The organism is Rathayibacter sp. AY1D9 (assembly GCF_002932395.1).
Taxonomy (GTDB): domain Bacteria; phylum Actinomycetota; class Actinomycetes; order Actinomycetales; family Microbacteriaceae; genus Rathayibacter.
Genome location: NZ_PSVQ01000001.1, coordinates 106549 through 124925, shown reverse-complemented (window position 1 = coordinate 124925; position 18377 = coordinate 106549). Strand labels below are relative to the sequence as shown.

The window sequence follows — 18377 nt, the reverse complement described above, 5'->3', positions numbered from 1 at the left end:
GCCCTGCGCGCCCTCAGCGGTCTCGAGCGGATCGACGCGGGCCGGAGGTGCGGCGGGACCTGCCGAGTCTCATCTGCCCAGACTAGGCCCCGGCGCATACCCCGCGCGGTATCCCCGGGGAGTGCTCATGCGGCGGCGCCGACCGCCGCCTGCTCCGGTGCCGGACCGACCGTCACCGGGCGCCGCGCGGGCAGCACGCCGACCCGCTCCCCCGGCTCGAGGCGATGCCCCGACGCGTGCTGGACGGTGACCTCCTCACCCGTCGACAGCCGGACGGTCGAGCGCCGCACCGGCCCCAGGAAGCTCGAGGCGAGGACGACTCCGGACAGGGAGTCGGGAGCGCCGTCGGCCACGACGGCGAGGTCCTCGGGGCGGAGGAACACCGACGCGGGCCCGTCCGCCGCCGCCCCGTCGACGAGCGGCAGGCGCACGCCGAGCGCGAGGACCGATCCCGACGAGACCATCCCCGCGACCACCGTCGAGAGGCCGACGAAGCGGGCCGTGAAGGCGGTCGCCGGGCGCGCGTAGAGGTCCTCCGGTGCACCCAGCTGCTCGATCCGCCCGGCGTTCATCACCGCGACGCGGTCGGCGACGGCGAGCGCCTCCTCCTGGTCGTGCGTGACGAAGAACGTGGTGATGCCGATCTCGGACTGCAGGCGCTTGATCTCGTCGCGCAGCTGGACGCGGACCTTCGCGTCCAGTGCCGACAGAGGCTCGTCCAGCAGCAGCACCCGCGGCCGCGTGACGAGGGCGCGCGCGAGCGCCACCCGCTGCTGCTGGCCGCCGGAGAGCTCGTGCGCGTAGCGGTCGCCGAGGGCGCCGAGGCCCACGACCTCCAGCGCCTCCCCCGCGGCCGCCCGGCGCTCGCGCGCCCCGACTCCCCGGGTGCGCAGCCCGAACTCGACGTTCTCGCGCGCCCGCAGGTGCGGGAAGAGCGAGTACGACTGGAAGACCATGCCCATGTCGCGCTTCGCGACGGGAACGTGGGCGACGTCCTCCTCGTCGACGAGGATCCGCCCCGCGTCGATCCGCTCGAGACCGCTGAGGGCGCGCAGGGCTGTGGTCTTGCCGCAGCCGGAGGGGCCGAGCAGCGCGATGAACTCACCCGGGGCCACGTCGAACGAGACGCCGTCGAGTGCTCGCGCGGAGCCGTAGTGCCGCTCCACGTCGACGAAGCGCACGCGGGCGCCGGGGAGGGTGGGAGCGGTCACGAGGAGCCTTTCGAGGAGCGCGCCCGGCCCGTCGGCAGGCCGATCCGCGCGAGGCGGCCGATCCCGAGCAGGAGGGCGAAGGCGAAGAGGAGCGAGAGCAGCGAGAAGATCACGGCGACGTAGGCGTCGGACTTCGACACCTGCACCAGGCCGGTCTGGAGGGTGGTGCGGCTGAGGAGCGAGGCGATCGTGTACTCGCCGAGAACGACTGCGACGGTGATCAGCGCGGCCGCGACCAGGCCCCGGCGCAGGTTCGGCAGGAGGACCCTCCCGAGCACCGCGAGCGGGCCCGCGCCGAGCGAGCGGGCCGCCTCCGAGAGCGTCACGGCGTCGAGACCGGCGAGGTCCGCCGCCACGGCGCGGTAGGCGTAGGGCAGGACCAGCACCCCGTAGGCGAGAGCGAGCGTCCACGGCGCGGAGCCGGCGAGCTCGGTGACCACGGAGTAGACCGGCGCGAGGCCGACGACGAGGACGATGGCGGGCACGGTCAGCGGGAGCAGGCAGACCAGCTCCAGAGCCCGGCGCAGGCGCGGGAGCCGGATCTCGACGAGCAGCATCGTCGGCACCAGCAGGACCAGGACGATGAGGGCGGTGACGACGGCGAGGACCAGCGAGTTTCCGATCCCCTGGAACAGCGAGCGGTAGGCGCGCTCGTTCTCCGGGTCGAGGATCGCCGTCCAGTGCGAGAGGTCGTGGCCGCCGGCGCCGCGGAGCGTGAACTCCGCCATCGCGACGATCGGAACGGCGAACACCAGCCCGGTGATCACGAGCACCGCCCCGGACAGGAGCCGCGCGGGCCTCATCGCTGCCACCGCCGGGCCCGGCGCTGCAGCAGCGCGTACCCGGACATCAGGACCACCATCACCGCTAGCATCCCGAGCGCGAGGGCGCCCGCGAGGTTCTCACGGCCCAGCACCGTCTCGCTGACCAGCGCGGCGCGGATCTGCAGCGGGACGATCTGCGCGCCCTGGCTGATCAGCGCCGCCGCGGTGGCGAAGGAGGAGAACGCGTTCGCGAACAGCAGCAGCACGCAGCCGAGGAACGACGGCGCCAGCACCGGGAGGGCGACGTGCAGCCAGTAGCCGAGCCGGCCCCCGCCGAGCACCGCGTTCGCCTCGGCCCACTCCGGGCGCAGACCCTCGAGCGCGGGCAGGAACGTGAGCACCATCAGGGGCACCTGGAAGTAGAGGTAGGGCAGGACGAGCCCGGGAAGCTGGTAGAGCCACACGCCGTCGGCGTAGAGGTCGACGCCCGCTCCCGCGAGGAGGGTGGTCACCAGCCCCTGCACGCCGATCGTCGCGATGAAGGCGAACGCGAGCATCACACCGCCGAACTGCGCGAGGACGCTCGCCGCCGCATCGACGACGGTCCGGAGCGCCCCGCGCGGATCGGAGCCGAGCAGGGCCAGGCACACGACCGCGCCCAGCACCGCGCCGACGACGGCGGTCACGGCCGAGAGCCCGAGCGACGCGCCGAAGGCGGACAGCACGACGGGATCCCCGAGCGCGAGCACGTTAGCCGTGGTGAAGCGGCCGTCTCCGTCCGTGAATCCGGTCGCCACGGCGAGGACCGTGGGGACGGCCAGGAACAGCAGGACGTAGAGCGCGAAGGGGGCGACGCCCAGCACGGCCGGGGTGCCGCGCCGTCCCCGGGGCGCGGACGCCCCGGAGACGGCCTCGGCGGGAGCGGTGGTCACTGGATCGCCGCGGCCCACTTCTCGGCGAGGAGCGACGAGGCCGCCTCGGTCTGCTCCTCCGTGAACTGGACGAGGTCGGAGGGAGCGGCGCCGACGGCGTCGAGCGCGTCCTGGTCGACCGTGCCGGCCTCGGTCATCGCGGCCAGGCGCACCGGGTAGGCGCCGGCGGCGAGGTAGAGGTTCTGCGCGGCGTCGGAGTAGAGGTACTCCTGCCAGAGCCGCGCGGCCGCGGGGTGCGGAGCGTCGGCGTTGACCGCCTGGTTGTAGTAGCTGCCGACGGCGGAGCCCGGGAGGACGGTCGTCGTCCACTCGCGGGTGCCCTCGTTCGCCTTCCCGGCGGCGAGGTTGTTGTAGCTCCAGTCGAAGACGACAGGGGTCTCGCCCGAGGCGATGGTGGCGTCGGTCGGGTCCAGCGGCAGGAAGTTGCCGGCGTCGTTCAGCTTCTCGAAGAAGTCGATCCCCGCCTGGACGTCGTCGGCGGAGCCGCCGGACTGGAGAGCCGCGAGCTGCACTGCGGCCGCGGCGGCTCCCGCCTGGGTCGGGTCGCCGTTGATCGCGACCGAGCCGCGGTAGTCGGCGCCGAGGAGGTCCTCGAGCGACGCGGGCGCAGGCACCGCGGCCGCGTCGAACCCGATCGACATCAGGCCGGTGTAGTCGTTGACCCAGAGGCCCGACTCCTCCTTGTTACCCTCGGGGATGTCGTCCCAGGACTGGACCTTGTACGGCGCGAACACGTCCGTGTTCGCCAGAGCGACGGCCGGCCCCAGGTCGAACACGTCGGGAGCGGTGTCCTGCCCGGCGAGGTTCTCCGCCGTGCTGATCTCCTCCGCGGAGGAGACGTCGGGGTCGGCGGAGTTCACGGTGATGCCGTACTCGTCCTCGAAGCCGCTGATCAGCTCGCCGTAGTTCGCCCAGGTGTCGGGCAGGGCGATGACGTTGAGCTCGCCCTCGGCCTTCGCAGCCTCGACCAGGGCGTCCAGCCCGCCGAGGTCCGCGGCGGACGTGGCGGACGCCGCGTCCGTGCCGCCGCCGTCGGACGAGGCGGTGGCGCCGCCGGAGCAGGCCGAGAGCGTGAAGACGAGGGCGGTGCCGGCGGCGGCGACCGCGGCGGTGCGCGACAGGCGCTGAATGGTCAAGGGGCCTCCAGGAGTCGGGTGGGCCGCCCCGGTGGGACGGCCTCGGGAACGGTAGGAGCGCCGCGAGACGGCGAGGGAGCGCGGCGGTGAATGCCGGGCGAACGCCGGGGGCCGAATCGGAGACGGCGATGTCGGGGGCGTTCGCTAGCGTGGGCGGACCATGACCGAGCAGCTCTCCCCCGCGCTGGCGCGCCGCATCGCCCTGGCGGCGCAGGGGTTCGTCCCCCGTCCCTCCCGGGTCGACGCGCGCCGGGTGCGGGCCGCCGTGGACCGGATCCGCCCGCTCCAGCTCGACTCGGTGAACGTCTTCGAGCGGAGCCACTACCTGCCGCTGCTCGCGCGGCTCGGCCCGTACGATCGCTCCCTCCTCGACGCAGCGGCCTTCTCCCCCGACGGCCCCTACGTCGAGTACTGGGCCCACGAGGCCGCCCTCGTCCGCCGCGAGGACCTCCCGCTCTACCGCTGGCGGATGGAGCACTACCGCCGGGTCCGCCTGCCCGAGCACGAGGGCTGGGCCCACGAGAACCGCGCCACCCTCGACTGGCTCCGCTCCGCGCTCGCCGACGGTCCCCTCCGCGCCTCCGAGATCGAGCACGAGGCCAACGTCCGCACGGGCCCCTGGTGGGGCTGGTCCGACATCAAGCGCGGCCTCGAGGTCCTGTTCCGCTGGGGCGAGGTGGTGACGGCGGGGCGCACGCGCTTCGAGCGCTCCTACGGTCTCGCCGAGCGGCTCCTCCCGAGCGCGGTGCTCGACGCCGACGTGCCCCTCCCCGACGCCGTCCGCGAGCTCGTGCGCCGGGCGGCCCGGGCCCACGGGATCGGCACCCTCGGCGACCTGGCCGACTACCACCGGCTGCTCCAGTCCCCCACGCGCGTCGCGATCGACGAGCTGGTCGAGGCGGGCGAGCTCGAGCGCGTCGAGGTGCGCGGCTGGGAGCGGGGCGGGCGACCCGTGCCGCTCTGGCGGCACGTCGACGCCCGACGCCCCCGCACGCTCCGGGCGGACGCGCTCCTCTCGCCGTTCGACCCCGTGGTCTGGCACCGGCCGAGGGCCGAGCTGTTCTTCGGCTTCCACTACCGGATCGAGATCTACACCCCGGCCGAGCAGCGAGTCCACGGCTACTACGTCCTCCCCGTGCTCCTCGACGACGTGATCGCTGCCCGGGTCGACCTCAAGAGCGAGCGCAAGCGCCGGGTCCTCCTCGTGCAGGCCGCCTGGCTCGAGCCGGGGGCCCCGGCCGACACGCCGGAGCGGCTCGCCGCACTGCTGGTCGAGGCGGCGGCCTGGCAGGGCCTCGACGCCGTCGAGGTCGTCGGTCGCGGCGACCTCGCGGCCGCCCTCGCCGCAGCACTGAGGAGGATCGCGTGAGCGCGCCCGGCGGCGTCCTGGCGCTGGCGCTCTCGGAGCGCTGCGTCGCCCGTCTGCTCGAGCGCGGGAGCGTCGTCGGGGTCGGCACGGGCGAGCTCGCCCACGCGGCCGGCGTCTCCCTCCGGACCTTCCACCGGTACCTCGGCGGGAAGGAGGACTGCGTGCGCCCGGTGCTCGCCGCCGCGATCGCCGCGATGGGACGCGCCCTCCTCGAGCGCCCGGCCGCCGAGCCGCTGAACGCGGCGCTCGGTCACGCCTTCGCCGCGGCGGCCTCCGGTCCCCACCTCGACCGCACCCTCCGGCTGATCCCCCTGCTCACCGAGACCTCGGCGATGCGCGCCGTCTGGGCGCAGTCGCTGCACGACGGCGAGGAGGAGCTGACGCCGTTCCTCGCGGAGCGGATGGGGCTCGACCGCATGTCCCCGCACCGGGCGGCCGTCCTGGCCACCATCGTCCTCGCCCTGGTCCGGCGGGCGCTGGTCGACGCGGCCGCGAGCGGCATCGACCCGGCGCCGGTCTTCGCCGAGTACCTGACGACCGTCGACGGCGGTCCGCTGGCGGCTCCGACCGGATGACGTCCCGTCCGGCGCGGTGGCGCGTGCACCTCTGACCGAAGCGGGATGCGGTACGGGGCGGCGATCGTCGACGGGGCGTCGGCCGGATCGGCCTGTTAGAAGCGCGAGCCCATCTCGGAGAGGCGGGCGACGCGGTCCGCGATCGGCGGATGGGTCGCGAAGAGGCGCGCGACCACCCCCGGCTTCGACGGGTCTGCGATCCAGAGGTGCGCCATCGAGCTGTTCTGCCGCTGCATCGGCCGGCCCGCGGACTCGAGCTTGAGCAGGGCGCGGGCGAGGGCGTCGGGGTGGCGGGTCGTCAGCGCGCTGGTCGCGTCGGCGAGGTACTCGCGCTGACGGGAGATCGAGAGCTGCACGACCGAGGCGACGATCGGCGCGAGGACCATCGACACCAGCCCGACGATCAGGAGCGCCGGGTTGCCCCCGCCGTTGCCGTTGCCGCCCCGCCCGAAGAAGGCCAGGCGGAGGAAGGCGTCCGAGAGGAAGCCCACCGCGACGACGAGACCGAAGACGATCATCGAGACGCGGATGTCGTAGTTGCGGACGTGGCCCAGCTCGTGGGCCATCACGCCCTCCAGCTCGGCGTCGTCCATGATCGCGAGCAGGCCCGTCGTCGCGGCGACGACGGCGTGCTCGGGATCACGGCCGGTCGCGAACGCGTTCGGCGCCGGGTCGTCGATCAGGTACACCTTCGGCATCGGCGTGCCCGTCGCGATCGAGAGGTTCTCGACGATGCGGTACAGCCTCGGCTCGTCCGCCTTCTCCACCGCCACGCCGCCGCTGAGCGCGACCGCCTGGCGAGCGGCGAAGAAGTACTGGAAGAACGCGTACCCGGCGGCGATCACGAGGACCACCACGACGATCGTCGTGCTGCGGTAGACCGCTGCCGCCAGGGCGCCCAGGCCGCCGATGATCACCAGGAACAGGACGAGGATCAGGACCGTGTTGCGCTTGTTGCGGGCGATCGCGCTGTACACGGCGTCTGCCTAGAACTGGACGCGCGGGGGCTCCGAGATCGCGGCGAGATCGCCGACCTCGAAGAACTCGCGCTCCGAGAAGCCGAGCCGGCGCGAGAAGAGCGTGTTCGGGAAGACCTTCACCTTGGTGTTCATCTCGCGCACGCCACCGTTGTAGAAGCGCCGGGCCGACTGGATCTTGTCCTCGGTGTCGACCAGCTCGCCCTGCAGCTGGAGGAAGTTCTGGCTCGCCTGCAGCTGGGGGTACGCCTCCGCGACCGCGAAGATCGACTTGAGCGCGCTCTGCATGTGGTCCTCGGCGACCGACGCCTCCGCCGGGCCCTGGGCCTGGAGCGTCTCGGCGCGAGCCTGCGTCACCGACTCGAAGACCTGGCGCTCGTGCGAGGCGTAGCCCTTCACGGAGTCGATCACGTTGGGGATCAGATCCGCGCGGCGCTTCAGCTGGACGGTGATGTCGCTCCACGCCTCGTCCACGCGGACGTTGAGGGTGACCAGCGAGTTGTACGTCGCCCAGAGGTAGACCCCGAGGATGACCACGAGCGCGACGACGACGATGAGCGGGACGAGCCATTCCATGCCGTCCAGTGTAGGGACGGCGCGCTCCCCGGCACCTGTCGATGAGGCGCATTCGCAGGGGCGGGTCGGCCCTACTTGAGGGTCTTCTGCAGCAGGACGGTGCTGAGCCAGCGCTCGAACTTGAAGCCGACGCGGCCCATCCGGCCGACCTCGACGAATCCGAACTGCGCGTGCATCGCCAGCGACGCCTCTGCGCCCTTGTCGGCGATGACGGCCATGATCTGACGGATCCCCACGGCCTTCGCGCGCTCGAGGAGCTCGGCCATCAGCGCCCGGCCGAGGCCCTTGCCGGTGGAGGCCGCCCGCAGGTAGATCGAGTTCTCCACGGTGAAGCGGTACGCCCGCTTGGAGGACCACGGCGACACCATCGCGTAGCCGAGGATCTGGCCCGACGGCGAGACGGCCACGATGAAGGGCAGCCCGAGCTTCTGGTTGCGGGTGAACTTCGTCCGCCACTCCTTCAGCGTCGAGTCGTCCTCGTCGAAGGTCACCACCGTGTTGCGCACGTAGTGGTTGTAGATCTCGCGGATGTCCGGGAGGTCGGCGTCGCGGGCGTCGCGGATCTCGAACGAGAAGCCGGGCTCGGGAGGCGGCGCCTTCCGCAGGTGCGGCGGCAGGACGCGCCGGCTCTCGTACTCTTCCTCAAGCATCCGGCTCTCCTTCGGCTCCGCCCATCGATCCGGGCCAGCGTAGCCGCCCCGCGGGCGAGCACCCGGTCACGCGAGAGCGCTCCAGTCGACCGGCTCCGCGCCGCGCTCCTCCAGGAGGGCGTTGGCGCGGCTGAACGGCCGGGAGCCGAAGAAGCCGCGCGAGGCCGACAGCGGGCTGGGGTGCGCGCTCTCGATCACTCCGGCCTCCCCCAGCATCGGGCGGAGGGACGCGGCGTCGCGGCCCCAGAGGATCGCGACGAGAGGCGCGTCCCGAGCGGCCAGCGTGCGGATCGCGTGCTCGGTGACCGCCTCCCAGCCCTTCCCGCGGTGCGAGGCGGGAGAGCCGGGGGCGACGGTGAGGACCCGGTTGAGCAGCATCACGCCGCTCGAGGTCCAGCCGCTGAGGTCGCCGTGCTCGGGTGGCTCGACGCCGAGGTCGTCCCGGAGCTCGCGATGGATGTTCTGCAGGCTCCTCGGCAGCGGGCGCACGTGGCGCTCGACCGCGAAGGACAGCCCGATCGGGTGCCCGGGCGTCGGGTACGGGTCCTGTCCGACGATGAGGACGCGCACGTCCGCGAGCGGTGCGGCGAAGGCGCGGAGCACGTCGCGGCCCGCGGGGAGGTAGGGCCGGCCGGCCGCGACCTCGCCGCGGAGGAAGTCGCCCATCGCGGCGATGTCCCCGGCGACGGGGGCGAGCGCCTCCGCCCAGCCCCTGTCGATCAGTCCCGAGGCCGCGAGCTCAGCGAGGTCCACCGGGTCAGCCCGCCGCGAGCGTCGCGACGACGACTCCGGCGTCGCCGCCGCTCACGCGCCACACCGAGCCGGCGCCGCCGACGCGGAGCGCGCCGGTGCCGACGATCAGCACGGTGGACTCGTCGAGCGCGACGCCGCCGTCGACCAGGCCCGCCTCGACGGCCGCGACCAGGCGGCCGAGGGTCCCCCACTGCGCCGCGTGCACGTCGACCGTCACGTCGATGAGACCGATGCCCTCGAGCACCGTGACCTCGTCGAGCTCCTCCGCCGCGCCCTCCGGGACGACGGCGACGCCGCCGATCCGGTGGCCGCCGACGAGGGCGCGGTCGGCCGCGACGGCGGCTCCCGCCGAGTAGCCGGCGTACGGCACTCCGGAGGAGACGAGATCGCGCAGCCGCGGGAAGCAGGCCTCGAGCGCGTCGCGGTAGGCCGGGGTCAGCCCTCCGCCGACGAAGATCCCGTCGACGTCGTCGAAGACCGCGGGATCGATCCGGCCGCCCTCCGGCTTCATCACGGCGAACGCGTCGAGCGGGCCGACCGTCGCGAGCAGTGCCGCGTAGCCGGCGTAGGCCTCCGGGCCGAGCCCGTCGTGGACGACGACGATCGCGATGCGCGGGCCCTCGATCCGGCCGGCGTCGACCGCGTGGGCGCGCGCCTCCGCGAGGAACGCCCCGTACAGCTGCTGGTCGTGCTCGACGCCGCCTCCGCCGCCGATGAGGTGGACGCTCACTCGTCGTCCTCGGCGAGGGCTCCGTCCACCGGGGGCAGAGCCGACCAGGGGAAGACGATCCAGCGCGGGGTGCGGCGCCAGAAGAAATCGGGCTCGAGCACCGTGCGCGGCTTCGTGTAGAGGGTCACGGTGCGCACCTCGGCACCCATCGCGCGGATGAGCTTCACCGAGAGGGCGAGGGTGTGGCCGGAGTCGGAGACGTCGTCGACCAGGAGGATGCGCTTGCCGCGCACGGACGCCTCGTCGAGCAGCGGCGGCAGCACCACGGGCTCCGCCAGGCGCGCCTCGACGCCGGTGTAGAACTCGACGTTCAGCGCGCCGCAGCTCTTGATGCCGAGCGCGTAGGCCACGGCGCCCGCGAGGAGCAGACCGCCGCGCGCGATGGCGACGACCAGCTCCGGCCGGTAGCCCGACGCGACCACGTCGTCGGCCAGGTGCCGAGCGGCGTCGCCGAACTCGAGCCAGCCGAGCACCTCCTTCTCCGTGGCGGCGAGGAGGGCGGCGGAGTCGTCGGCGTCGGAAACCATGAGGGACAGGCTAGGCCGTCGCGGGCCTCCGCGTCACATCGGTCAGGCGCGCGGGGCCAGGGGTCCCTTCGCGACCTTGTGCGGGGCCGCCTGCGCGACCGGCTTGATGGTCACCAGGTCGAGGTTGACGTGGGCGGGGAGCTCCACCGAGGAGACGATCGCGGCGGCGACGTCCTCCGCGACCAGCGGGTCGGGGACCTCGGCGTAGACCGCGTCGGCGCGCTCCCGGTCGCCGCCGAAGCGGACCAGCGAGAACTCGTCCGTCTGCACCATCCCCGGCGCGATCTCGATCACTCGGATCGGCTCGCCGGCCAGCTCGAGCCGCAGCACGGCGACCAGCGCGTGCGCGGCGTGCTTGGCGGCGTTGTACCCGCCTCCGCCCTCGTAGGCGACGTGGCCGGCGATCGAGGTGACCGTCACGATGTCCGCGGAGGTGCCGCTCCCCCGGATCCCGGCGCGCAGCAGCGGGAGCAGCGCGCTGGTCACGAGCTTCACCGAGAGCACGTTGATCTCGAACATGCGGCGCCAGTCCTCGGGGTCGGACCTCTCGACCGAGTCGAGTCCGAGCGCGCCGCCCGCGTTGTTCACGAGGGCGTGCACGGGCCCGGAGGAGGAGAGGTGGTCGCGCAGAGCGTCGACCTGGGCGGCGTCGGTGAGGTCGGCGGCGAAGTACCCGGCGCCGGTCTCGGCGGCGAGCGCCTCCAGCCGGTCGCGCCGGCGCGCGACGGCGACGACCTCCCAGCCGTGCTCGCGGAACAGGCGGACCGCGGCCGCCCCGATCCCTGAACTCGCTCCTGTCACGACAACGCGTCGATCCACGCCCGTCCCCTTCCGTCAAGCCTCGGACACCCTCGACTCCGTCGTCGCAGCCCAACGCTAGTCTGGCCGCGTGCCGCCCGCCGACCCGGTTCCCGCGACCGCCGGGACAGCCGTCACCCCGAAGCGCCGCGTGCCCCTCTGGGACAACGCGCGCTTCGTCTGCGTGACCCTCGTCGTGATCGGGCACGGCGTCCAGAGGCTGACGGCCAACTCCGACACCTCGCTCATCGTCTACCTGACGATCTACGCCTTCCACATGCCGGCGTTCGCGATCATCTCGGGCTACTTCTCCAAGAGCGGCGCCCCGAGCGGGCGCGCGATGCGGCGGGTGCTGACCGACATCCTCCTGCCCTACCTGATCATGGAGACGATCTGGACCCTGGTGCAGTTCCTGGTCGAGGGGAAGCAGGAGTTCAACCCGACGAAGCCGAGCTGGACGCTGTGGTTCCTGCTCGCGCTGGGCATCTTCCGCCTCGTCCTCCCCTACCTGGCGCTGCTGCGCTGGCCGCTGCTGATCAGCGTGGTGCTCGCGGTCGGGGTCAGCTACTACGACAACATCGACTCGACCTTCTCGCTCGCACGCGCGATCGGGATCCTGCCGTTCTTCGTGTTCGGCTGGCGGCTGCGCGGCTTCTCCCCCGGCGGCCGCTCCGCCGTCGACCGCTGGCTCGATCAGCCGCCGTCGCGGGTGCTCCTCGCCCGGATCCTCGCCGTCGTCCTCTTCGCGGTCACGGCGGTCGTCATGACCGTCAACATCGAGGCGTTCCGAGCGGCGGACCTGCGCTACTGGTTCTTCTACGACCGCCCCTACGACGCCCTCGGCGAGACCCAGTGGTGGGCCGGGCTGGTGCGGCTGGCCCTGATGGCCGGAGCGGTCGTGCTCTCGCTCGCGCTCTTCGCGCTGGTTCCGCGCCGCCGCACCCCGCTCACCGCCTGGGGGCAGTCGACGATGTACGTCTACCTCCTCCACAGCTTCGTCCTCTATCCGCTGCGGGAGTCCGGGATCCTCTCGCGGACGGAGAGCACGCTCGCCCTCGCGCTGATGATCGTGTTCTGCATCGCGGTCTCGGTCGCGCTCTCACTGGGCTGGACCCGCACCGTCTTCCACCGGCTGGTCGAGCCCCGCGCGGCCTGGCTCTTCGCCCCGGCGGCCGACGAGAGGCCCCGGCGCCCGGACCGCGCCGACCCCACGGGCGCCAAGCGCGACCGGCAGCCCGAGCGGCGCTGACGGCCGTTACCCCGTGTGTCGGCGGTCCTGGCCGCCCGGCGGGCCCCCGCGTACGCTCGTCGCGACGGAGAACGGCCCCGTCCCCGACCCCGACGATCCGATGGGAAGCACCATGACCGACTCCGAGAAGTGGCAGTTCGAGACCAAGCAGATCCACTCGGGCGCCGCGCCGGACCCGGTGACCAAGGCCCGCGCGACGCCGATCTACCAGACCACCTCCTACGTCTTCGACAACGCGGAGCACGCCCAGAACCTGTTCGCGCTGGCCGAGTTCGGGAACATCTACACCCGTATCCAGAACCCGACGCAGGCGGTCGTGGAGGAGCGGCTCACCGCCCTCGAGGGCGGCTCCGGCGCCCTGCTGCTCGCCTCGGGCCAGGCCGCCGAGACCGCGGCCGTGCTGAACATCGCCCAGGCCGGCGACCACATCGTCTCGTCGTCCTCGATCTACGGCGGCACCTACAACCTCTTCAAGTACACCCTCGCCAAGCTCGGCATCGAGACGACCTTCGTCGAGAACCAGGACGACCGCGAGGAGTGGCGCCGCGCCGTCCGCCCGAACACGAAGCTGTTCTTCGCCGAGACCGTCGGCAACCCCAAGATCAACATCCTCGACATCCGCACCGTGGCCGATGTCGCGCACGACGCCGGCGTGCCCCTGATCGTGGACAACACCATCGCGACGCCCTACCTGATCCGCCCCTTCGAGCACGGCGCGGACATCATCGTGCACTCGGCGACGAAGTTCCTCGGCGGCCACGGCACGGTCATCGGCGGAGCGATCGTCGACGGCGGCCGCTTCTCGTGGACCGCGAACGCCGAGCGCTTCCCCGGCCTCACCACGCCGGACGAGTCCTACCACGGTGCCGTCTACACCGACGCGGTCGGCGACTCCCTCGCCTACATCATCAAGGCTCGCGTGCAGCTGCTGCGCGACCTCGGCGCCTCGATCGCCCCGGCGAGCGCCTGGCAGCTCATCCAGGGCATCGAGACCCTCTCGCTCCGGATCGAGCGCCACGTGCAGAACGCGCAGGAGATCGCGGAGTACCTCGAGAACCACTCCGACATCGCCTCGGTGAACTACTCGGGCCTGCCGACCTCGCCCTGGTACGCCGCGGCCAACCGCTACGCGCCGAAGGGCGTGGGCGCGGTGCTCTCGTTCGAGCTCAAGGGCGGAGTGGACGCCGGCCGGGCCTTCGTCGACTCGCTGGAGCTGTTCTCGCACCTGGCCAACATCGGCGACGTCCGCTCGCTCGTCATCCACCCCGCGTCGACCACGCACTCGCAGCTCTCGCCCGAGCAGCAGCTGACCGCCGGCGTCACTCCGGGCCTGGTGCGCCTGTCGGTGGGACTCGAGAACGTCGACGACCTCCGCGCCGACCTCGACCAGGCCCTCCGCGCCGCGCGCGCCGTCGTCGAGGCCTCCCGCGCGAACGCCTGAGGCCCCTCGGCGCCCTGACGGGGTCCCCGTCCGCGGGGATCGCGTCGGGGCGCTCCGCGCGCGGGCGGAGGAGCGCGGGAGCAGGGCGTAACAAACGGCTCCGCCCCGCGGCGCTCTGACACGATGGACAGCGCTATGGACTGGCAGCAGACACTCGAGGACACGGTCCCGTCGGCGTTCGTCACCGAGCGCCAGCTCCTCTCGGTCATCGGCAAGCCGCCCGCCACCGGAGCCTGGCGCGACGGCGACCACCCGGGCGGACGCCGCTTCGTCGACCTCGGCCCGTTCGACTTCGAGGCGGGCGGCCGCCTCCCCCACGCCCGCATCGCCTACGAGAGCTGGGGCGCTCTGAACGAGCGCCGCGACAACGCCGTCCTCGTCCTGCACGCGCTGACCGGCGACTCCCACCTGCTCGGCCGCGGCGATCCCGGCCACGCGACGGACGGCTGGTGGTCGGGACTCGTCGGCCCCGGCCTCGTCATCGACACCGACCGCTTCTTCGTGGTCGCCCCGAACATGCTCGGCGGGTGCCAGGGCTCCACCGGGCCCGCGTCCCTCGCCCCCGACGGCCACGAGTGGGGCGCACGGTTCCCGTACACGAGCATCCGCGACCAGGTGCGGGCGCAGGTGCAGTTCAGCGACCTGCTCGGCGTCGAGCGCTGGCACACCGTCATCGGCGGCTCGATGGGCGGGATGCAGGCGCTGGAGTGGGGGATCGACCACGCGGAGCGGGTCGCGCGCCTCGCGGTCCTCGCAGCTCCCCCGCGGGCCACGGCCGACCAGATCGCCCTCAACTTCGTGCAGCTCGAGGCGATCCGCAACGACGCGGCCTTCGCGGGCGGCTCCTACTACGACGCCGGCGACGGCCAGGGCCCGTACCACGGCCTCGCGCTCGCCCGCCGGATGGCACTGCTCAACTACCGCAGCCCCTCCGAGCTCAACGACCGCTTCGAGCGCAGCTGGCAGTCGGGGCTCAGCCCGCTCGGCGGCGGCGGCCGCTTCGCCGTGGAGTCGTACCTCGACTTCCACGGCAACAAGTTCACGCGCCGCTTCGACGCGAACAGCTACATCACGCTCGTCGAGGCGATGAACTCGCACGACGTCGGCCGCGGCCGGGGCGGCGAGGCGGCCGCCCTCTCCCGGATCACCAGCCCGACCCTCGTCCTCGGCATCGACAGCGACCGGCTCTTCCCGGTCGAGGGCCAGCGGATCATCGCGGCGCACGCTCCCGGCGCTCTCGACGGCGGAGAGGTCGCGGTGATCACCTCGACGTTCGGCCACGACGGGTTCCTCATCGAGGACGACGCGGTCGGCGCGCACCTCGCCCGGCTGCTGGCGCATCCCGCGACGGCCTGACCCGCCCGACCCCGGCGCGGTTCGACGCCCCGAACCGCGCCGACCGGCCCGGCCAGTGGCTATCGTGAGACGGGGGCCAGCCCCGCGCCACGACCGGAGGGGGCCAGAGCGTGCCGATGATCCGCAGCGCCCGCGAGCGCGATCGGCTGCTGCGCCACTCCGCCTGCGGGATCGGCCTGCTCACGGAGGCGGGGGCGCTCGGCATGGCCCTCATCCCCGGGACGCTCCAGCCCGCCGCCGTGCCGTTCGCCGTCGCGCTGCTCCTGGGCATGATGGCCGCCCACGTCGAGCTCGCCCGGACGGGGCGCCGCAGCCGAGTGATCGCCGTCGCCGTCGGCGGCCTGCTGCTGGGCTGGGGCCTCGCGCTGGGGCTCGCTCCGGGCGCCGACTTCGCCGGGTTCGTCCTGGTCAACACCGCGAACGCCGTGACCGCGAGCATCGCCGTGGTCGTGACGACGTCCGCGCGCCGACTGCTCCTGCTGCTGCCGGTGCTCCTCCCGAGCCTGATCCCGTCGGTGCTCGTCTCGAGCGGCACCATGATCCCCACCGTGGTCGTCCAGAGCCTGCTGCCCTGGGGCACGCTCTGCGGATTCGCCCTCTGGATCGGCACAGCGGTCCCTCGGGTGGTGCGGCGGATCGACAGCATCGGCAACGCGCACCGTGTGGAGCGCCTCGCCAGCGAGACGGAGGCGCAGCGCCGGCAGGGTGCGCGGCTCCTGCACGACACGGTGCTGGCCACCCTCACGCTCCTCGCGCACTCGGGCCGCGGAGTGTCGGTCGACGCGCTCCGGCAGCAGGCGGCGCAGGACGCGCAGCTCCTGCGCCAGCTCCGGCTCGGCGGGACCCCCACCCCGAGCGCGTCCGGCTCCTACCAGCTGACCAGCGTCACCTCCGCCCCCGCGGCCAACACCCTCGAGACCGTCCGCAACCGCTTCGGCCGGATGGGGCTCGACGTGATCTGGCACGGCTCCGGCCAGGTGGCGCTCACCGGCGCGGCCCTCGACTCCTTCGTGCTCGCCCTGGCGGAGTGCCTCGAGAACGTGCGCCGCCACTCCGGCGTCGCCTCGGCCGACGTGACGATCACCGAGGACGAGACGACCGTCCGCGCGATGGTCACGGACGCGGGCGCGGGCTTCGACATCGCGACCGTCCCCGACACGAAGCTCGGCTTCAAGGAGTCGGTGATCGCCCGGCTCGGCGACGTCGGCGGCCGCACCAGACTGTTCAGCGCCCCCGGATCGGGGACGACCGTGGTGCTGGAGGTCCCCAAGTGAGCCCCGCGCCGGAGTCGCGGGCCCCGCTGCTGGGACGCGTGCCCGCGACGCACGGCCGCTCCTCCCGGTCCGCCCGCTCGGTCCGCCGCCAGCAGGAGGGGCTCGGCACCAACTACCTCGGCAGCGGCCTCAACGGCATCGCCGCCGCGATCCTCGCCTACGAGCTGCTGATCTTCCTCTCGACCTCCGCCCGCTACAGCGACCTCGCACCCGCGGCGATCGCCTGGGTCCTCGTCGTCCTGGCCTTCGGGTCCACCGTCCTCGCGATCCACCTCGGCGGACGCCGCCTGCCGCTCCCGGTCTACCTCTGCTTCCTCGTCGCCGTCGGAGCCGCCGTCGTGCTCGACCTGGTGGCCGTGACCGACTCCGGCGCGGCCCGCACCGTCCCCACCGCCGCGGTCGCGGGCGCCGTCGCGCACGCCGCGCTGATCGTCCACCGGCGCGGGATCGAGATCCTCGCGGTGAGCGCCCTCGTCGCGATCGCCGAGGTGATCGCGTTCCTCTCGATGGAGTCGGGCGGCGCAGGCGCGCTCTCGGTGCGCATCAGCGCCCTCGTGGTGACGATCGCGCCGGCCGTCGTCGTGGTCGTGATGATGCGCGGATTCCGCCGGATGGTCCAGCTCGAGATCGACCGCGCCCTCGTGCAGAGCACCACGCTCGGCCCGCGCTACGCGGTCGGGATGCTCGCCTCGGAGGAGCTCGCACGGCTCGACCTCGCCGCCGAGCGCCTCCTCGCCGAGGTGGGCGACGGCTCGGTCCGCCTGCCCCTCGACGCCCAGCGCGCCGCCCACGCGACCTCGCTCGCCACCCAGCTCCGCCTCCACCTCATCGAGGGGCGGCGCGAGACCTGGCTGCACCATGCCGTGCTCGAGTCCGAGCTGCTCGCGCCGCTCGTCGAGCTCGACGACCCGGACGGCACCGCCGGACTCCTCGGGCACCAGCAGCGCGACGGGCTCCTCTCGGCGATCTGGCTGATGGCCGACAGCGCGACCGGACTCGCCGTGGTCCTCCACGTCGAGTCGGGCAGCCCCCGCGATCCCGGAGCCGGGACGGCCGCCCGAGGACTGCTCGTGCCGATCACGCTCCGCTCCTCAGGCGCGCCCTTGCGCGGCGTCGATCCTGCGACGTGGGAGGCTATCGCTCAGGTCGGCGTCTTCCGCGACACCTCGCGCGACGGGGAGCTCCGGATCGAGATCGACTGCCTGGTCGAGAATCCCGCCGACCGGTGAGCAGCCGCCGAGAGACCGCCGACGACCGCCGACCGAAGGACACCGATGACACCCACCGCTGACGCGAAGATCACTCTCGCGGTCGTGGACGACCACAAGATGCTCCTCGGAGCGCTCACGGAGTGGATCCGCGGAGCCGCCTCCGACATCCAGCTGGTGGCCGCGGTCGCCTCCTGGCCCGAGCTGCTCACGCACCCCGAGTTCCCCGTCGACGTCGTGCTCCTCGACCTCGACCTCAAGGACAACATCCCGATCTCGGTGAAGCTCTCGACCCTCAAGACCACCGGGGTGAAGACCGTGCTGATGAGCACCTACTCCGAGCCCGCCGTGGTCCGCGAGGCACTCGCCTCCGGAGCCCTCGGCTACCTCGTGAAGACCGAGGACGCGGACATGATCGTCGAGGCGATCCGCGCGGCCAAGGACGGCCACTCCTACATCTCGCACGAGCTCGACATGGCGCTCTCCACCGGCGACTCCGACGGAGCGCCGAAGCTCAGCGCGCAGGAGCGCCGCGTGATGGCTCTCTACGGCGGCGGCGAGCCGGTGAAGTCGGTCGCGTTCGAGCTGGGCATCTCGGAGGAGACGGCGAAGTCGTACCTCAAGCGGATCCGCGAGAAGTACCGCGTCGTCGGCATCGACGTCGGCACGAAGGTGGCGCTCCGCAAGCGCGCCATCCACGACGGGATCCTCATCGAGACGGACTGAGTCCTCTTCCGTGGCGGTCCCTGCCCGCCACGGCGCGGTCGGCTTCACGACGTGGTGCGTTCCGCGGAGCGAGGTGCGTCGCCCGGCATCGATCCGCTGGCACGCGGATCGCTGTCGGCGGGCTC

The 18377-nt window shown here is 73.0% G+C and carries 19 protein-coding genes; 8 read left to right on the top strand and 11 right to left on the bottom strand.

From position 1 onward, the window contains the following. Nucleotides 1-125: 125 nt before the first annotated feature. Genes C5C50_RS00530 through C5C50_RS00515 form a run of 4 tightly spaced genes read right to left on the bottom strand, consistent with a single transcriptional unit; the run spans nt 126 to nt 4043 of the window. A complete protein-coding gene (locus tag C5C50_RS00530; RefSeq protein WP_104272605.1) occupies nt 126-1211 on the bottom strand; it encodes an ABC transporter ATP-binding protein in 1086 nt (361 codons plus the stop codon). Beyond that, a complete protein-coding gene (locus tag C5C50_RS00525; protein WP_104251292.1) occupies nt 1208-2014 on the bottom strand; it encodes an ABC transporter permease in 807 nt (268 codons plus the stop codon). Before C5C50_RS00525 ends, C5C50_RS00530 begins: the two co-directional genes overlap by 4 nt. Beyond that, a complete protein-coding gene (locus tag C5C50_RS00520) occupies nt 2011-2907 on the bottom strand; it encodes an ABC transporter permease subunit (protein ID WP_104272694.1) in 897 nt (298 codons plus the stop codon). The genes C5C50_RS00525 and C5C50_RS00520 overlap by 4 nt, the downstream gene beginning before the upstream one ends. After that, entirely contained in the window at nt 2904-4043 is a 1140-nt protein-coding gene (locus tag C5C50_RS00515; protein ID WP_104272604.1) for an ABC transporter substrate-binding protein, read from the bottom strand. Before C5C50_RS00515 ends, C5C50_RS00520 begins: the two co-directional genes overlap by 4 nt. A gap of 160 nt (nt 4044-4203) precedes the next feature. On the opposite strand from C5C50_RS00515, the gene C5C50_RS00510 reads away from it, so the two are divergent. Both C5C50_RS00510 and C5C50_RS00505 read left to right on the top strand, forming a co-directional pair. Then, nucleotides 4204-5412, top strand: a complete 1209-nt coding sequence (locus C5C50_RS00510; protein WP_104272603.1) for a winged helix-turn-helix domain-containing protein — start codon at nt 4204-4206, stop codon at nt 5410-5412. After that, entirely contained in the window at nt 5409-5987 is a 579-nt protein-coding gene (locus C5C50_RS00505) for a TetR/AcrR family transcriptional regulator (RefSeq protein ID WP_104272602.1), read from the top strand. The genes C5C50_RS00510 and C5C50_RS00505 overlap by 4 nt, the downstream gene beginning before the upstream one ends. 95 nt (nt 5988-6082) lie before the next feature. Here C5C50_RS00505 and C5C50_RS00500 read toward each other — a convergent pair whose 3' ends face one another. From C5C50_RS00500 to C5C50_RS00470, 7 genes are all read right to left on the bottom strand, one after another. Continuing rightward, nucleotides 6083-6964 carry a M48 family metalloprotease gene (locus tag C5C50_RS00500; protein WP_104272601.1) on the bottom strand — a complete coding sequence of 294 codons (882 nt, stop codon included), beginning with the start codon at nt 6962-6964 and terminating at the stop codon, nt 6083-6085. 9 nt (nt 6965-6973) lie between these two features. Then, the gene (locus tag C5C50_RS00495) at nt 6974-7540 is read right to left on the bottom strand and encodes a LemA family protein (RefSeq protein ID WP_104225511.1); all 567 of its coding nucleotides are present in this window, start codon (nt 7538-7540) and stop codon (nt 6974-6976) included. Nucleotides 7541-7611: 71 nt separating this feature from the next. After that, entirely contained in the window at nt 7612-8190 is a 579-nt protein-coding gene (locus tag C5C50_RS00490; protein ID WP_104262462.1) for a GNAT family N-acetyltransferase, read from the bottom strand. 66 nt (nt 8191-8256) lie between these two features. Further along, on the bottom strand, nt 8257-8943 hold the full coding sequence (locus C5C50_RS00485) for a uracil-DNA glycosylase (RefSeq protein WP_104232774.1): 687 nt from the start codon (nt 8941-8943) through the stop codon (nt 8257-8259). Between the two features lie 4 nt (nt 8944-8947). Continuing rightward, nucleotides 8948-9673, bottom strand: a complete 726-nt coding sequence (locus tag C5C50_RS00480; RefSeq protein WP_104272600.1) for a peptidase S51 — start codon at nt 9671-9673, stop codon at nt 8948-8950. Beyond that, the gene (locus C5C50_RS00475; RefSeq protein WP_104224441.1) at nt 9670-10200 is read right to left on the bottom strand and encodes a phosphoribosyltransferase; all 531 of its coding nucleotides are present in this window, start codon (nt 10198-10200) and stop codon (nt 9670-9672) included. The genes C5C50_RS00480 and C5C50_RS00475 overlap by 4 nt, the downstream gene beginning before the upstream one ends. A gap of 42 nt (nt 10201-10242) precedes the next feature. Then, complete coding sequence (locus tag C5C50_RS00470) at nt 10243-11019, bottom strand: SDR family NAD(P)-dependent oxidoreductase (RefSeq protein WP_258067581.1); 777 nt, start codon at nt 11017-11019, stop codon at nt 10243-10245. Between the two features lie 70 nt (nt 11020-11089). On the opposite strand from C5C50_RS00470, the gene C5C50_RS00465 reads away from it, so the two are divergent. The 6 genes from C5C50_RS00465 (at nt 11090) to C5C50_RS00440 (ending at nt 18252) form a co-directional block, all read left to right on the top strand. Next, nucleotides 11090-12247: an acyltransferase family protein gene (locus tag C5C50_RS00465; RefSeq protein ID WP_258067580.1), complete on the top strand. Its 1158-nt coding sequence runs from the start codon at nt 11090-11092 to the stop codon at nt 12245-12247. A gap of 112 nt (nt 12248-12359) precedes the next feature. Then, the gene (locus C5C50_RS00460) at nt 12360-13688 is read left to right on the top strand and encodes a bifunctional o-acetylhomoserine/o-acetylserine sulfhydrylase (protein ID WP_104237865.1); all 1329 of its coding nucleotides are present in this window, start codon (nt 12360-12362) and stop codon (nt 13686-13688) included. Nucleotides 13689-13823: 135 nt separating this feature from the next. Further along, the gene (locus C5C50_RS00455; RefSeq protein WP_104224444.1) at nt 13824-15044 is read left to right on the top strand and encodes a homoserine O-acetyltransferase; all 1221 of its coding nucleotides are present in this window, start codon (nt 13824-13826) and stop codon (nt 15042-15044) included. Nucleotides 15045-15160: 116 nt separating this feature from the next. Then, nucleotides 15161-16318, top strand: a complete 1158-nt coding sequence (locus C5C50_RS00450; protein WP_104224445.1) for a sensor histidine kinase — start codon at nt 15161-15163, stop codon at nt 16316-16318. 38 nt (nt 16319-16356) lie between these two features. Next, nucleotides 16357-17547, top strand: coding sequence for a hypothetical protein (locus C5C50_RS00445; RefSeq protein WP_146085725.1), 1191 nt, complete (start codon nt 16357-16359; stop codon nt 17545-17547). Nucleotides 17548-17592: 45 nt separating this feature from the next. Continuing rightward, entirely contained in the window at nt 17593-18252 is a 660-nt protein-coding gene (locus tag C5C50_RS00440; RefSeq protein ID WP_104224447.1) for a response regulator, read from the top strand. Nucleotides 18253-18377 lie beyond the last annotated feature (125 nt).

Coding starts and splice junctions, on each gene's coding strand:
- C5C50_RS00525 (WP_104251292.1), bottom strand. CDS start 2,014: ATGAGGCCCGCGCGGCTCCTGTCCGGGGCGGTGCTCGTGATCACCGGG.
- C5C50_RS00510 (WP_104272603.1), top strand. CDS start 4,204: ATGACCGAGCAGCTCTCCCCCGCGCTGGCGCGCCGCATCGCCCTGGCG.
- C5C50_RS00495 (WP_104225511.1), bottom strand. CDS start 7,540: ATGGAATGGCTCGTCCCGCTCATCGTCGTCGTCGCGCTCGTGGTCATC.
- C5C50_RS00490 (WP_104262462.1), bottom strand. CDS start 8,190: ATGCTTGAGGAAGAGTACGAGAGCCGGCGCGTCCTGCCGCCGCACCTG.
- C5C50_RS00475 (WP_104224441.1), bottom strand. CDS start 10,200: ATGGTTTCCGACGCCGACGACTCCGCCGCCCTCCTCGCCGCCACGGAG.
- C5C50_RS00460 (WP_104237865.1), top strand. CDS start 12,360: ATGACCGACTCCGAGAAGTGGCAGTTCGAGACCAAGCAGATCCACTCG.
- C5C50_RS00455 (WP_104224444.1), top strand. CDS start 13,824: ATGGACTGGCAGCAGACACTCGAGGACACGGTCCCGTCGGCGTTCGTC.
- C5C50_RS00450 (WP_104224445.1), top strand. CDS start 15,161: ATGATCCGCAGCGCCCGCGAGCGCGATCGGCTGCTGCGCCACTCCGCC.
- C5C50_RS00440 (WP_104224447.1), top strand. CDS start 17,593: ATGACACCCACCGCTGACGCGAAGATCACTCTCGCGGTCGTGGACGAC.